The organism is Nonomuraea pusilla, assembly GCF_900109355.1.
GTDB lineage: Bacteria > Actinomycetota > Actinomycetes > Streptosporangiales > Streptosporangiaceae > Nonomuraea > Nonomuraea pusilla.
The window spans coordinates 342163-356240 of the sequence record NZ_FOBF01000006.1 but is presented as its reverse complement, the minus strand read 5'-3'; the positions used below and the strand labels follow the sequence as shown (position 1 = coordinate 356240).

Here is a 14078-nt window from a genome sequence, read left to right as displayed (position 1 = left end):
CCGACGTCACAGAGCCGGGAAGCGCGGGGGGCGGCGCTCCAGGAAGCTCGCCACCCCCTCCTCGAAGTCCGGGCGCCGGAACGACTCCAGCATCTCCTTCGTGGCCGCCCTCGCCGCCTGCTCCAGGCTCGCGTCCCAGTCGTGCCACACCTGCCGCTTGATCACCGCCATGGAGGCGGGCGAGCTGTGCACGGCCAGCTCCTTCGCGTACGCCCGCGCCTCCCCCAGCAGCGCCTCCCCTGGCACCGCCCGGTTCACCAGCCCCAGCTCGTACGCCTCCCGCCCGCTGAACACCCGCCCGGACAGCAGCACGTCCATGGCCCGCTGCTGCCCCATGACGCGCGGCAGCACCCACGACAGCCCGTACTCCGCCACCAGGCCGCGGCGCGGGAACGCCGTGGTCCACTTGGCGTCCTCGGCGGTGAACACCAGGTCGCACACCAGCGCGTGCACCATCCCCAGCCCGGCGCACGCCCCGTTGACCGCCGCGACGACGGGCTTCCTGATCGTCGTCGGGAACGTGTTGGGCCGTGGGTCGGGCTCCTCGTCGTACTCGCCGGTCTGGATCGCGGCGAGGGTCGCGAAGTCCGCCCCCGAGCAGAACCCCCTGCCCGCCCCGGTGACGACGATCGCCCTGACCTCCGGATCCCGCTCCGCCTCGGCCAGCAGATCGAAGTACCGCCGCCCCATGGCGCCCGTCCACGCGTTGAGCGTCTCGGGCCGGTTGAAGGTCAACGTCAGAACCCCTCGATCCACCGAGGAGAGAACGAGCTCACCCATGCCCCAACAGAACCATGTTCTGTCCAGCGAAGGCAACCCGCGGCGAGCGCCCGTTCCCCAGGTCGGCCGCCTAGTCAGACGACAGGACCCGGCATTCGGGTCAGGGGGCGGAATGTCATCGCGGTCGAGTCCGCCAGGTTGTAGATCGTCAGCCGGCCGCCGTCGAAGACGAAGTGAATCGCGATGTCTCCGTACTGCGGATCCGAGGGTTCCCATTCGAGCAGGGCGACGTCCAGCAGCGTCCGCCCGACGAGCCGCTCCAGCCTGCGCGGCCCCTTGCTCCGCCAGGTCAACGCGAAGCAGGAACGCTCGAGCGGTTCACGGACGTCGACGCCGCCCCACGTGATGGCCACCTTGTCGAACTCGCGATGGCAGATCTCGACCTGGCGCCCCTCGAAGTCGAGGATCACCGGCCCGTCCTCGAACCAGGTGGTGCGTCCCTCTCCCCACAGGAGCCAGCGCCGCGCGCCTTCCGCACGTGCGGGCGAGCGTCCCCAGGGGGAGCCGCGGCGGCGGCGCCGACACGGGTGCGGACGGCGCCGCGGCGCGTACGGGCGGCGCCGTCACGGCCTCTGCCGGGCCTGGCTCAGGCTAGTCCGGGCGGGCTCCCCTCACAAGATCACGGAGGGTCAGTGGTGGTGGACGTAGGCCGGGGTGAGGGTGCGGGTGTCGTAGTAGCGGTGGAAGACCGGGGTGGCGCTGCCCGACAGGGGTGGCACGATCCACGACCAGTCCGCGGGGCAGGCGCGGCCCGCCTTCTCCTCGCGTTCCAGGTGCTTGAGGAAGCGGCGCGACTCGGTGTGATGGTCGGCCATCGTGACGCCGGCCCGCTCGAACGAGTGGAGCACGGCCACGTTCAGCTCCACGAGGGCGCGGTCGCGCCAGAGGCTGCGTTCGGTGGTGGTGTCCAGGCCGAGGCGTTCGGCGACGAGCCCCAGCTGGTCGTAGCGGTCGGCGTCGGCGAGGTTGCGGGCGCCGATCTCCGTCCCCATGTACCAGCCGTTGAAGGGGGCGCACGGGTAGCAGACGCCGCCGATCTCCAGGCACATGTCGGAGATGGCGGGCAGGGCGTGCCAGCGCAGCCCCAGTTCGGCGAACCACGGGTACGCGGGGTGTTCGAGCGGCACCTCCAGCACGGCGTCGCCGGGCAGGGTGCACAGCAGGGGCGCGCCGAGGGCGTCCTGCACGACGAGGGGCAGGACGTCGAAGCGGCCCCGCCCGCCCTGCCAGCCCAGTTTGACGGCGGTCTCGGTCAGCTGGACGTTGCGGGGGTCGCCGACGATCTCGCCGTCGTCGGCGCGGTATCCGGCGTAGCGGATGAGCTGGTCGTTGAGGATGCGGGGGGCGGGCAGGCCGGGGGTGTCGGGGGCGAAGACGGTGATCGTGGGCCTGATCCTGCCGTCGTTGGTGGCCTCGCGCAGGTGGGCGACGCACTCGACGGCGACGCCCTCGGCGGAGGTGACCTGCCTGCGGTCCCGTACCTTGAGCGAGCGCCAGTAGAGCCGCCCGATGCAGCGGTTGCTGTTCCGCCAGGCCACGCGGGCCCCGAACTGCAGCTCCTCGTACGTGTGGGTGTAGGTGCCGGTCTGCGCGACCTCTCGGGCGACGTCGCGCAGCCGGGCGTGGAGGTTCCCCGTGGCGGGGTTCTCGGCGTGGAAGAGCCTGAGGAAGCGCTCGGCCTCGCGGAGGTCGGTGACCCGTCCGGCCGCGGACTGCGCGGGCCGGGCGTCGAAGGGACTCAGGGACCTGATCCAGGTACGCACGCAGCAACCATTCCGTCGGCGGATCGCCCCGCCGGTTCCGGGCCGGCGAAACGTCCTGGTGGCGGCGTCCCTCTCCACGCCGCGCTCACGGCTTCCCGCGGCTGCCGTCCGGCGTGGCGCCGGGCGGCCGACTCCCATCCTGAACCCAGGAAGCGCCCCTTGTCCCGGCAAATGGAAAATCGCGTGACCTTACGGTTACAAATCGCGATAAAGCCGGTCGATGGCCCGCCCCTGTGACTCATCTCACGAACCCGATCTTGCACACCGCCCGGCGAGGCAGGCCGAGGGCCGAGGCCGAAACGTGATCGGAACCGCGCGTGCCGGAAGGGCCCCAGGAAGGACGCCGGCCGGGCCGGCAGGAGACTCCGGCGAAGGCCCGCACCCCAGCGTGACCAGGGATTTCGGGGCGCACATGACGAAGCCCCCTTCCCAGGGGAAGGGGGCCTCTGTGGTGGCTCCCGCGATAGGACTCGAACCTATAACCTGCCGGTTAACAGCCGGCTGCTCTGCCGTTGAGCTACGCGGGATCGACCGTTTGCGCTGTTCGGTGACCCTTTCGGGCCCTTCCGTCGGGCGCAGGAATAGATTAGCGCACTCAGAGAGTGCGTGTCGCATCGTGAGTGGGGTAGGCCCGGAGACAGCGGAGGTGCAATATGCGTTATCGGATGACATTCGCCATCGGGCTTGCTGTCGGGTACGTCCTGGGCAGCAGGGCCGGGCGGGAACGGTACGAGCAGATCAAGCGCACGGCGCAGCGCGTCGCGGACAACCCGAGGGTGCAGCAGGCCGCGGGCGTGGTCGGGGCGCAGGCGTCACGGCTGGCGGGAATGGCCAGGTCGCGGGTGGGTGGCACGCTCCAGGACAAGATCCCGTTCCTGGGCGAGAAGAGGCAGCACCCTGACGCGGGGACCGGCTGGCCTGAGGAGGACCTCGCGGAGCGGAGCACCCGCGAGACCGGCATTCCGTACTGACCAGGCGCGTCCTCCTCGGGCCCGGCCCTCGCCCCCGGCGGCGGCCGGGCCCGCGCCGTGCGCGGCCGAGGCCGGCGACGCCGCCTTGCGGCCGGGGCGGGCCCGGACGCCGCGCCGAGGCCGGCTCACCGAGGTCACACCCCCATGCTGCGGCGTACGCCCTCCAGGGCCTGTTCGGCCTGGGCGCGCAGGCCCGGGTCGCGGGCGTCGAGGCCCTCGTCGAAGACGAGGGTCCACCCGAGGACCTCCCCGCCGGGCCGGCGGCGGGCGACCAGCCGGACGCCGCCCCGCCCCGGCAGGTTCACGTGCTTGTTGACGACGATCGTGGCGTTCACCCGCTCGCGCAGCGTCTCCGGCAGCATGCGCGGCTCGGCGATGCGCTCGGTGTGCCGCGCGCCGTCCATCGTGCTGAGGCTGAGCCCGTCCTCGTCCCAGGACGCCTTGTCCACCTCCTCGTACGGCACCCTGGTGCCGTCGGAGAGGTACAGGGCGAGGGTGGTGGCGACGACGTGGCCGCCGCCCGAGGAGGCGAAGGTCAGCACCCGCTCCCCCGGCTCGGTGGCCAGGGATTCGCGCACGTCGGCGGGCAAACGGCGAAAGATGCTCATTCGTCAACGGTATCGGCGAGCAGGTCGAGGGTGAGCGCCGCGCTCCAGGAGAAGTCGCGGCAGCCGCGCCCGCTGCCGTCGAACGGGTCGAAGCACTCGCGGAAGCCGGACTGGCGGACGAGCCTGAGCGTGGCGCCCGCGAGCTGGGCGCCGAGCTGGTGCAGCGCGTGCGCGTCGGCGGCTCGGCGCAGCAGCCAGTTGGTGTTGACCCAGGAGGGGCCGCGCCAGTAGCGGGTGCGGTCGAACTGGGGGGCGCGGATCTCGCAGCTCGGCACGGGGTAGCCGGTGGCGCCCATGAACCGGGCGGACTCCAGCACCTCGACGGTGGCGCGGACCCGGTCGGAGGGCAGGCCGGGGTCGAGCAGCGGCCCGAACCCGCCGACGGTGCACACCCTGATGAGGCGTCCGGTGCGCAGGTCTCGGGCGTGGAAGCAGCCGTCCCAGAGGCGGTCGAGGAGGGCCCGCCTGATGCGTTCCGCCTGCTCGGTGTGGGGGGCGGGGTCGGCGCGGGCGAGCGGCGCGAGGTCGGCCATGGCCTGGCAGGAGGCGAGCCAGACGCCGTTGAACATGGGGTCCTCGACGGCGAACGGGTGCTCGTCGCGCAGGTACTCGGGCCGGTAGCCGGAGTCGCGGTAGCTCAGGGCGAGCCTGACGTAGCGGTCGTGGGCGCTGTCGGGGCGGCGCTGTTCGAGGTCGGGTTCGCGGTGGCCGTGGCGGAGCTCGGGGAGGGCGGCGAGCGCGTCGTCCCAGGCGGGGCTGTCCTCCATGCCGGACTCCCACGGGTGGACGATGGCGGCCAGGCCGTCGCCGCCGAGGTCGCGGGTGGCGGCGAGGTGGGCGTGCTGGGCGGCGAGCGCGGGGTAGACGTGCCTGACGAACGCCGCGTCGCCGGTGTGCCGGTACAGCCACCACAGGGCCAGGGCGTGCAGCGGCGGCGCGGTGAGTCCCGAGGTGAGGACGCGCGGCGCGGAGGGGTTGTCCTGGGAGCGCCACACGGACGGCCCCGGGAAGTACGCCTCGCGGGTGTGGAAGACGATGTGCGGGATCATCCCGTTGGCCCACTGTCCGCGCAGCAGGCTGGTCAGCTCGTCGCGGGCCCGGTCGGGCCGGTGCCTGGCCAGGCCCATGACGACGAACGCGGAGTCCCAGCTCCACTGGTGCGGGTACAGGCCGGGGGCGGGCACGGTGCCCGTGCCTGTCCAGTTCGCGTCGAGCACGGCGAGTGCCTCGCGCCCGAGCGCGGCGTCGTCGACGGCCGGCCGCCCCTCCATCTCATCACTATGCCGCGTGAGACGGCTTCACGCCATGTCCTCCGGAATCGTCCAGATAAATGCCTCTCAGCTGCGCTTGGCCCACTTGGTCAGCAGCATGACGCCGAGGGCCACGGCGCCGATGACGAGCGCCCACTTGAGGAGCGTGAAGATGAAGCCCACGAGCGGGCCGAGCAGCATGAACGCGACAATGATCGCCGCGATGGCCAGAAGAATGCGTCCCATGTCCTCGACGCTAGACGACGCGTTAAGCGGTTTGCAGGCGAGCAGGGGTTGAATCAGGGACAACTCAGGGCCTACCCCGACTCTCCGGAACCTAGTGGTCAAGCCTCCCGTTGAGGGGGTAAGACACGGGGCATCGGGGGCCCTCTTCACGGGGAGCGTGATGAGCCTGGGACCACCCATGAGCAGGGAGGGCGCCGAGCACGCCCTGCGCGCTCGGGCCGACGAGCGCGACCGCATCTCGGGCGACCTGCTCGATCTGGAATCGCACACCACGTACCAGGTGCTCAAGAGTGCCTCGTTACGCGGGGAGACGGCGCGGCGCTGGAGCGAGGCGCAGGCGGCGCTGGCCGCTCTCTGGCTGCTCAACGACGCCTACCGGGCGGTGCTGCGCGAGGCCGAACGGGTCAGGGGCACGCGCGGCAGGCTCGGCGACAGCCAGCTCGCCGAGCTGACCGAGCTGCTGGCCGGGGAGTCGGTCGTGCTGCGCGCCGCCGCCAAACCGGTCGAGCAGCGCTCGCTGCTGCCCCAGGCCGACGAGCGGCTCACCCTGGACGAGGCCGTCGCCAGGATGGACGGCGCGTTCCGCCTGGTCACCTCCGCGCTGACCGCCATCGACGACGTGTGGACCGCCGCCCTCCCCCGCCTCGACGACGCCGACCGCGAGATCCGGGCGATCCGCGACCTGGAACGTGAGCTGGGCGAGCGGGTGGACCTGTCGGCCCGCGAGTCGGAGCTGCGGCGGACCCGCGCCGACGTGCTGGAGGACCCGCTCGGCGCGGCCGCCGGCCCGCTGCTCCCCGGCCTGGGCGAGCTGCTGGCGCTGCTCGGCGAGGTGCGCGCCGAGCTGGAGCAGGCCATCGCCGTCAAGCGCGAGTACGCCAGGAGACGCGAGGACCTGGTGGCGGCGCTCGACCGGGTCAGGGCCGCCGAGAGCGAGGCCAGGCTGGCCCACGGCGCGGTCGTCGTCAAGATCGCCCTGCCGCCGCAGGCGCAGCCGCGCGGCCGGGCCGAGGAGCTCGCCGCCGAGCTGGCCGCGCTCGACGTCTCCGCCGACGCCTGGCTGTCGCGGTCGAGGAGGCTCGCGGCACTCGAGGCCGAGACGGTCAGGGCGGCCGACCAGGCGCACGCCGCCGCCAGGGCGCTGTACGGACTGGTGGCCAGGCGCGACGAGCTGCGCGGACGGCTCGGCGCCTGCCAGGCCATGGCGGCGCGCAGGGGGATGGCGGAGGATGCGGAGGCGTCCCGGCTGTTCGACCAGGCGCGGGCGCTGCTGTGGACGGCCCCCTGCGATCTGACGAGGGCGGCGCGGGCCGTCGAGACGTACCAGCGCGCTATCAACGGAGGTGGCAGATGACCCGCTGCGCGCAGCCAGGCTGCACGGGCACCATCGACGAGGGCTACTGCGACCTGTGCGGCTCGGCCGCGACCCCGGTGTCAGGTGGCCCCGCGTCCGGGGCGTCCCCGGCCCCGAGCACGGGCTCCCCCAGCGCGCCCGCGCCGCAGACCCAGCCGGTGAGCAGGGGCACCAGCTCCCCGGTGAGCAGCGGCCGGTCGCGGGCGGGCGTGCTCGGCACGCTGGCGGACCTGCCGTCGGTGCCCTACCGCGACCCGGCGGGCGCGATCATGGCCGACCCGCAGGTGCCCGAGGAGAAGCGGTACTGCGCCAACCCCGACTGCGGCAAACCGGTGGGACGCTCCCGCGAGGGGTTACCCGGGCGCACCGACGGCTTCTGCCCGCACTGCCGCACGCCGTACTCGTTCACACCGAAGCTGCACAAGGGGGACCTGGTCGCGGGCCAGTACCGGGTGCTCGGCTGCCTGGCGCACGGCGGCCTCGGGTGGATCTACCTGGCCGCCGACGAGAACCTCGACGGCCGCTGGGTGGTGCTGAAGGGCCTGCTCAACACCAAGGACGCCGAGGCGCTCGCCGCCGCCGAGGCCGAGCGCAGGTTCCTGACGACGGTGGACCACCCGAACATCGTCAAGATCTTCAACTTCCAGCGCTCGAACGGCCTCGACTACATCGTCATGGAGTACATCGGCGGCCAGTCGCTGCACGAGCTGCGCCGCAAGGGCCCGCTGCCGCTGCGCGAGGCCCTCATGTACGGCAGGGAGATCCTGCAGGCGTTCGCCTACCTGCACGAGCAGGACCTGGTGTACTGCGACCTCAAGCCCGCGAACGTCATCAGGGTGGGCAGGCGGCTCAAGCTCATCGACCTGGGCGCGGTGCAGCGCGCCGGATCGCCGCCGGGCACGTCGTGGGCCACGGTCGGCTACCACGCGCCCGAGCTGGATTCCCGGCCGTCGTCCGTGGCCTCCGACCTGTACACCGTGGCGAGGACGCTGGCGGTGCTGACGATCCCGTCGTTCAGCCCGGCGAAGGGCGGCGTCGCGGCGCCGCTGCCGCAGGACTGCGGCGACGAGTCGTACGGGCGGCTGCTGCGCAAGGCGACCGCCCACGACCCGGCGGCGCGGTTCCAGAGCGCCTGGGACATGGAGGAGCAGCTCGTCGGCGTGCTGCGGGAGGTCAGCGCCCTGGAGGAGGGGGTGCCGTACCCGGCGCCCTCGACGCTGTTCGGGCCGGAGCGGACGGCCGTGGGCACGGCGCTGTCGGACGACACGAGCGTGGTGTTCGACCCGCTCGACCCGGCGGCGGTGCCGGGGGCGCTGCCGGTGCCGCACGTCGATCCCGCCGACCCCGCGGCGGGCGCCCTCGCGGGCCTGCTGGGCGGGTCGGGGGCGGACCTGGTCGGGCAGCTCGCGGCGCTGCCGCAGACGGCGGAGACGAAGCTGATGCGGGCCAGGCTGCTGGCCGAGGAGGGCGCGCAGGAGGCGGTGACGGCCCTCGACGAGCTGGACCGCGAGCTGCCGGGCGACTGGCGGGTCCTGTGGTACCGCGGCGTCCACGCGATGGCGGCGGGCCAGGCGGGCCAGGCGGCGCGGCTGTTCGACGCGTGCGTGTCGGAGCTGCCCGGCGAGCAGGCGCCGAAGCTGGCGCTGGCCTTCGCCCTGGAGTGCGCGGGCGGCCCCGCCGCCCCGTGGTACGAGCGGGTGTGGCGGACCGACCACGCGTACGTGAGCGCCGCCTTCGGGCTGGCGAGGACGGTCCGGCTGGCGGCGCTGGACGAGGTGCCGCGCTCCTCCAGGCACCGGGTGGCGGCGCAGGCGGCGCTGGTCGCCTCGGTGGCGAGGCGGCCGGGCCCGGCCGGGGTGACGTTCGACGACCTGCTGGAGGCGGCGGGCCGCCTGGACGGCCTGGCCGACCTCGACCCGCGCCGGCGCGACCTGCTCACCGCGGAGCTGCTGCGGCGCGCGCTCGACTGGCTCGGGGTCAACCAGCCGCCGCCGGGGGCCCGGCTGGCGGAGGCGTACTTCACGGAGGCGGGGCTGCGCAGGCAGCTGGAGAAGATCTTCAGGAGGCTGGCGGTGTCGGCGCAGACCCGGCAGGAGCGTCACGCGCTGATCGACCAGGCGAACGCCGTGCGGCCGAGGACGTGGCTGTGATCTGCCCGATGTGCGAGGCCTCCGTGGAGGCGACCCACCTCTACTGCGAGGCGTGCGGCCACGCGCTGTCGGCTCCGGTCTGCGCCTCCTGCGGCGCGGCGGCGGTGGACGCCGACGGCTACTGCGAGCGCTGCGGCCTGCGCCAGCCGACCGGCAGGGACCACGCCGAGATCGTCCTCGACGGCGGCGCGGCGGGCGTGACCGACAAGGGGCTGCGCCGCGCCCGCAACGAGGACGCCATGGCGCTGGTCTCCTCGGGCGGCAGGATCGTGACGGTCGTGTGCGACGGCGTCGGCAGCTCGCCGCGCGCCGACGAGGCGTCGGCCGTGGCGGTCGAGACGGCGGCGGGGGCGCTGGCCAGGGGCATGCCGACGGAGGAGGCGTTCGCGCTGGCCGCGCGCGCCGTGGCCAAGCTCGGCACGTCGGTGGACGACGCACCGGCCTGCACGTACGTGTCGGCCGTCGTCGAGAACGGCACGGTGACGGTCGGCTGGGCGGGCGACACGCGCGCGTACTGGCTGCCGGGCGGGCACCTGCTGACCGAGGACGACGCGGCGCCGACCGGCGAGATCACCGCCTGGCTGGGCGCGGACGCGGGCGACGTGGCCCCGCAGGTGCGCGTCTACGCCCCGCGCGCGCCCGGCCTGCTGCTGGTGTGCAGCGACGGCCTGTGGCGCTACCTGCGGGGCCACACCTTTCCCGCGACGGATTCCACACCTCCCATCGAGACGGCCCGCGCGCTGCTGCGCCACGCTCTGGAGAGCGGCGGGCAGGACAACGTGACCATCGTCCTCATCCCCCTAGGAGACGCGCATGGGTGAGCAGCCCACGTTCAAGCTGGAGATCGACCAGAACAAGTACCTCTCCCTGGACGGGCGCGAGGTGCACGCCATCCTCACCGTCGGGTCCACCGGGGAGGCGGTGGCGCAGGCCGGGCCGTCCGAGGCGGCCGAGGTGATCATCGTGGACACGTCCGGGTCGATGAGCGGCGGCAAGATCCGCGAGGCGCGGCAGGCCGCCGCGACCGCGGTGCAGGCGCTGCGCGACGGCGTGTACTTCGCGGTGGTGGCGGGCACCGAGTCGGCCAAGGTCGTCTACCCGGGCGGCACCGGCATGGCGCGGGCCTCCGCCGCCACCCGGGCGGAGGCGGTGCGCGCGGTGAACCGGCTGAGCGCCCACGGCGGCACCGCCATCGGCGAGTGGCTGAAGCTCGCCGGCCACCTGCTCAGCGGCCACCCGAACGCGATCAAGCACGCGCTGCTCATGACGGACGGCCAGAACAACGAGCGTCCCGACGTGTTCGCCGGGGTGCTGCGGGCCTGGAGCGGCACGTTCGTCTGCGACAGCCTCGGCGTCGGCGACGACTGGGTGCCCGCCGAGCTCCGCAAGATCGCCGAGGCGATGCTCGGCACCTTCGACTTCGTCAGGAACCAGGCGGACCTGCCGGAGTTCTTCCGCAGGCTGACGCAGGCGTCGATGAGCAAGACGCTCGCCGAGCTGTCGCTGCGCGTCTGGGTGCCGCAGACGGCCAAGCTGAAGTTCGTCAAGCAGGTCTCCCCCACGCTGCTCGACCTGACCGGCAAGCGCGCCGACGTCAACCCGCTCACCGGCGACTACCCGACCGGCTCGTGGGGCGCAGAGGAGCGCGAGTACCACCTCTGCGTGGAGGTGCCGCCTGGCCAGGTCGGGCAGGAGATCCGCGCGGGCTGGGTGAAGCTGGTGCGCCCGGACACCCAGGAGGTGGTGGCCAGCGGCAACGTCCTCGCCCAGTGGACGGACGACCTCGCGCAGTCCACGCGGATCAACCGCAAGGTGGCGCACTACACCGGGCAGGCCGAGCTGCACGAGCTGATCCAGGACGGCCTGAGCGCGCGGGCGGCGGGCGACGTGGAGGGCGCGACCGCCCGCCTGGCCAGGGCGAAACAGCTCGCGGCCGAGTCAGGGCGCGAGGACACCGCGCGGCTGCTGGAGAAGGTGGTCGAGGTGGATCCGGCGACGGGCACGGCGAGGCTGCGCAGGAACGTGGACAAGGCCGACGAGATCGAGCTGGACACCGGGTCGGTCCGCACCAGCCGGCTGCGCAAGGACGGCGTCTGATGGCCACCTGCCCGCAGGGCCACGCCTCGGGGGCTGACGACTACTGCGACGTGTGCGGCACGCAGATGGCGTCCCTGCCGGCGGCCGGGAGCGCGCCGCGGCCCTCCGCCCCCGCCGGGCCGTCCGGGCCGTCCGGGCCGTCCGGGCCGTCCGGGGCGTCCGCGCCCGCCGAGGAGTGCCCGGTCTGCCGCACCCCGCGCGCCGGGCTGTTCTGCGAGCTGTGCGGCCACGACTTCACCGGCGCCGGCGGGCCCGTCCAGGTCACCGGCGCCCGGTGGGAGGCGGTCACGGCGGCCGACCGCGCCTACTACGACAAGGTGATCGCCGAGGGCGGCCCCGACGCGCACGCCGTCGCGTTCCCGCCGTACTGCCCCGAGCGCTCCTTCGCCCTCTCCGGGGAGCAGGTGCGCGTCGGACGGCGCAGCAGGGCGAGGAACCTCCAGCCCGAGATCGACCTCTCCGGCCCGCCCGAGGACCCCGGCGTGTCGCACCTGCACGCCGTGCTGCTCGCCCAGCCGGACGGCTCGTGGCTGCTCGTCGACCCCGGCTCGGCCAACGGCACCCAGGTGAACGGCAGGCCGGTCACGGTCAACGTGCCCGTGCCCGTCGGGCCGGGCGACCGGATCCACCTGGGCGCCTGGACGGTCATCACCATCAGGGAGGGAACCCCGTGACCATGGTGCAGGCCCGGGTCGCGAGCCCGCCGGCGCGCCGCAGCGTGCCGGGCTCCATCCGGGTCATCTCCGGCATCACCGTGGCGTCGCTCGCGCTGCTGTTCGCCGCGCTCGCCGTCGGCGGCGTGAGCGCCCGCGACGGGCTGCGGGTCATCGGCCGCGACGCCGGGCCGCAGGTCGTCGCCACCGCCGGGCTGTACTTCGCGCTGAGCGACATGGACGCCCAGGTCGCCGACGTGCTCGTGCTCGGCAGGGCGTACGAGCAGCAGCGGCGGGCCGCGCTGGCCAGGTACGACGAACGCCGCCTCGAAGCCAACCGGGCGCTGCTGAAGGCGTTCGAGCTGTCCGGCGACAACCCGGCCGAGCGCCGCACCGCCGAGTCCCTGCTCGACGGGCTGGGCCGTTACGAGCGGCTCGCCGGCCAGGCGCTGCTGCTGAACGAGCGCTCCTCGCACGAGCCGGGGCCGCCGCCCGACGAGGTGGTGCGCACCTACCGGCAGGCCACCGACCTCATGCGGCTCGTCCTGCTGCCGCAGGCCTACAACCTGACGCTGGAGAACGGCACGATCGTGCGCCGCACGTACGACGAGAAGGCGGTCGTGGTGCCGCTCGTGCGGGTCGCGGTGGTCGTGGCCGGGCTGCTGGCGCTCGCCTGCCTGGTGTGGCTGCAGGTGTTCCTCGCCAGGCGCTTCCGCCGGGTGTTCGGCCCCGCGCTGCTCGCGGCCACCGTGGCGACCCTCGTCGCCCTCGTCGCCGGCGTGGCGGTGCTCGGCCAGGACCAGGAGGCGCTGCGCCGCGCCAAGAAGGCCGGGTTCGACTCGGTGCTGACCGTGGCGAGGGCCAGGGCCATCAGCACCAGCATGCAGGGCGACGAGAGCCGCTACCTGCTGGACAAGGAGCGGGCCGACACCTACGAGCACACCTTCCTCGACAAGTCGCTGGCCGTGCTCTACCTGGAGGCGGGCAACCTGTCCACCTACCACAAGGCCGTGGCCGAGCGGTCGTCGAAGGCGCTCGGCCTGCTCGGCCCGGAGCTGGCCGCCCGCGACGGCCAGGCGGTGCTGGAGACGTACCGCGGCTTCCAGGCGGCCGACACCGAGTTCCGCCGGCTCGTCGCCGAGGGACGGAACGCGGACGCGGTCGCCGCCAGGCTCGGCCCGGTGCGCCAGGCGTTCGACGCCTACGACCAGGCGCTGCTCGTCATGTCCGGCCGGCACGAGAACGTGTTCGAGCGGGCCATCGACACCGGCGAGAGCTCCCTCGACAACCTGTGGCGGCTGCTGCCCTTCGCGATCGGCGGGATCGCCCTGCTGATGTTCGCCGGGGTGTGGCCACGACTGAAGGAGTACCGGTGAGACGGGCGCTGGCAGTGGTGCTCGCCCTGACCGCGCTGGCCGCGTCGGCCTGCGGGGTCGGCGGCGGCGAGACGCTCCTCGACAAGGACACCGTCGTCATCGGGGTGCGGCCCGACCTGCCGCAGGTCGGGTTCCGCACCTCGCGCGGCACCTTCGAGGGCTTCGACGTGGACGTGGCCGCCTACGTCGCCAAGAAGCTCGGCAAGAAGGCGGTCTACCGGGCGGTGCTCGCGGCCGACCGGGAGAAGGTGCTCGTCGACGGGCAGGCCGACATGGTGCTGGCGACGTACACGATCAGCCAGGACCGCAAGGCGAAGGTGCTGTTCGCGGGGCCTTACCACATCTCGTACCAGGACATCCTGACGCGGCCTGGCGAGCAGATCCGCAACGTGCGCGACCTCAGGGGGCGCACCATCTGCAACGTCAAGGGGTCGAACGCGGCCGACCGGGTCGTGGTGGAGCGCGGCATCGCGGCGCGGCTCGCGCCGTTCGACGACTACGCGGCCTGCCTGTCGGCGCTGAAGGGCGGCAAGGTGGACGCGGTCACCACCAACGACGTCATCCTGGCCGGGCTGGCGATCCGCGACGGCTCGGGGCTGCGGCTGGCCAACGCCCAGTTCAACGAGCAGCGCACGGGCGTCGGCCTGCGCAAGGGGGACGTCGCCGGCTGCGAGGCGGTGAACCGGGCGATCACCGACATGTACCAGGACGGCACCGCCTCCCGGCTGCTGCACAAGTGGTTCGGCTCGGCGGGGCTGGACCTCAGCACGATCGCCGTGCCGCAGTTCGAGGGCTGCTCCTGAGGGTTGGCGCCTGAAGGGCCCGGGCCT

At 73.4% G+C, this 14078-nt stretch carries 14 protein-coding genes and 1 tRNA gene; 8 read left to right on the top strand and 7 right to left on the bottom strand.

The window, feature by feature from the left end:
* Positions 1-6: 6 nt before the first annotated feature.
* The 4 genes from BMX74_RS15990 to BMX74_RS15975 all read right to left on the bottom strand — a co-directional run bounded on the left by BMX74_RS15990 (position 7) and on the right by BMX74_RS15975 (position 3070).
* Entirely contained in the window at positions 7-780 is a 774-nt protein-coding gene (locus BMX74_RS15990) for an enoyl-CoA hydratase-related protein (protein ID WP_091101092.1), read from the bottom strand.
* A 74-nt stretch (positions 781-854) separates the two neighbouring features.
* Positions 855-1190, bottom strand: coding sequence for a hypothetical protein (locus BMX74_RS15985; RefSeq protein WP_091101089.1), 336 nt, complete (start codon positions 1188-1190; stop codon positions 855-857).
* A gap of 219 nt (positions 1191-1409) precedes the next feature.
* The gene (locus BMX74_RS15980) at positions 1410-2543 is read right to left on the bottom strand and encodes a nitric oxide synthase oxygenase (protein ID WP_256256970.1); all 1134 of its coding nucleotides are present in this window, start codon (positions 2541-2543) and stop codon (positions 1410-1412) included.
* Positions 2544-2995: 452 nt separating this feature from the next.
* Positions 2996-3070, bottom strand: a tRNA-Asn gene (locus tag BMX74_RS15975).
* Positions 3071-3196: 126 nt separating this feature from the next.
* Here BMX74_RS15975 and BMX74_RS15970 point away from each other — a divergent pair.
* Positions 3197-3514: a hypothetical protein gene (locus BMX74_RS15970; RefSeq protein WP_055503407.1), complete on the top strand. Its 318-nt coding sequence runs from the start codon at positions 3197-3199 to the stop codon at positions 3512-3514.
* A 134-nt stretch (positions 3515-3648) separates the two neighbouring features.
* Here BMX74_RS15970 and BMX74_RS15965 read toward each other — a convergent pair whose 3' ends face one another.
* From BMX74_RS15965 to BMX74_RS44085, 3 genes are all read right to left on the bottom strand, one after another.
* A complete protein-coding gene (locus BMX74_RS15965) occupies positions 3649-4122 on the bottom strand; it encodes a hypothetical protein (RefSeq protein WP_055503408.1) in 474 nt (157 codons plus the stop codon).
* Positions 4119-5393, bottom strand: a complete 1275-nt coding sequence (locus tag BMX74_RS15960; protein ID WP_055503409.1) for an amylo-alpha-1,6-glucosidase — start codon at positions 5391-5393, stop codon at positions 4119-4121. The genes BMX74_RS15965 and BMX74_RS15960 overlap by 4 nt, the downstream gene beginning before the upstream one ends.
* A gap of 66 nt (positions 5394-5459) precedes the next feature.
* A complete protein-coding gene (locus BMX74_RS44085; RefSeq protein ID WP_176573342.1) occupies positions 5460-5618 on the bottom strand; it encodes a hypothetical protein in 159 nt (52 codons plus the stop codon).
* A gap of 160 nt (positions 5619-5778) precedes the next feature.
* Here BMX74_RS44085 and BMX74_RS15955 point away from each other — a divergent pair, with 160 nt between their 5' ends.
* Genes BMX74_RS15955 through BMX74_RS15925 form a run of 7 tightly spaced genes read left to right on the top strand, consistent with a single transcriptional unit; the run spans position 5779 to position 14051 of the window.
* Positions 5779-6972: a hypothetical protein gene (locus BMX74_RS15955; RefSeq protein ID WP_143078674.1), complete on the top strand. Its 1194-nt coding sequence runs from the start codon at positions 5779-5781 to the stop codon at positions 6970-6972.
* Positions 6969-9122: a serine/threonine-protein kinase gene (locus BMX74_RS15950; protein WP_082534904.1), complete on the top strand. Its 2154-nt coding sequence runs from the start codon at positions 6969-6971 to the stop codon at positions 9120-9122. The genes BMX74_RS15955 and BMX74_RS15950 overlap by 4 nt, the downstream gene beginning before the upstream one ends.
* Positions 9123-9130: 8 nt before the next feature.
* Positions 9131-9943, top strand: a complete 813-nt coding sequence (locus tag BMX74_RS15945) for a protein phosphatase 2C domain-containing protein (protein ID WP_143078673.1) — start codon at positions 9131-9133, stop codon at positions 9941-9943.
* Positions 9936-11219, top strand: coding sequence for a vWA domain-containing protein (locus BMX74_RS15940; protein ID WP_091101081.1), 1284 nt, complete (start codon positions 9936-9938; stop codon positions 11217-11219). The genes BMX74_RS15945 and BMX74_RS15940 overlap by 8 nt, the downstream gene beginning before the upstream one ends.
* Positions 11219-11893, top strand: a complete 675-nt coding sequence (locus BMX74_RS15935) for an FHA domain-containing protein (protein ID WP_091101078.1) — start codon at positions 11219-11221, stop codon at positions 11891-11893. Before BMX74_RS15940 ends, BMX74_RS15935 begins: the two co-directional genes overlap by 1 nt.
* A 2-nt stretch (positions 11894-11895) precedes the next feature.
* A complete protein-coding gene (locus BMX74_RS15930; RefSeq protein WP_420538132.1) occupies positions 11896-13248 on the top strand; it encodes a hypothetical protein in 1353 nt (450 codons plus the stop codon).
* Complete coding sequence (locus tag BMX74_RS15925) at positions 13245-14051, top strand: transporter substrate-binding domain-containing protein (RefSeq protein WP_091101074.1); 807 nt, start codon at positions 13245-13247, stop codon at positions 14049-14051. Before BMX74_RS15930 ends, BMX74_RS15925 begins: the two co-directional genes overlap by 4 nt.
* Positions 14052-14078: the final 27 nt, after the last annotated feature.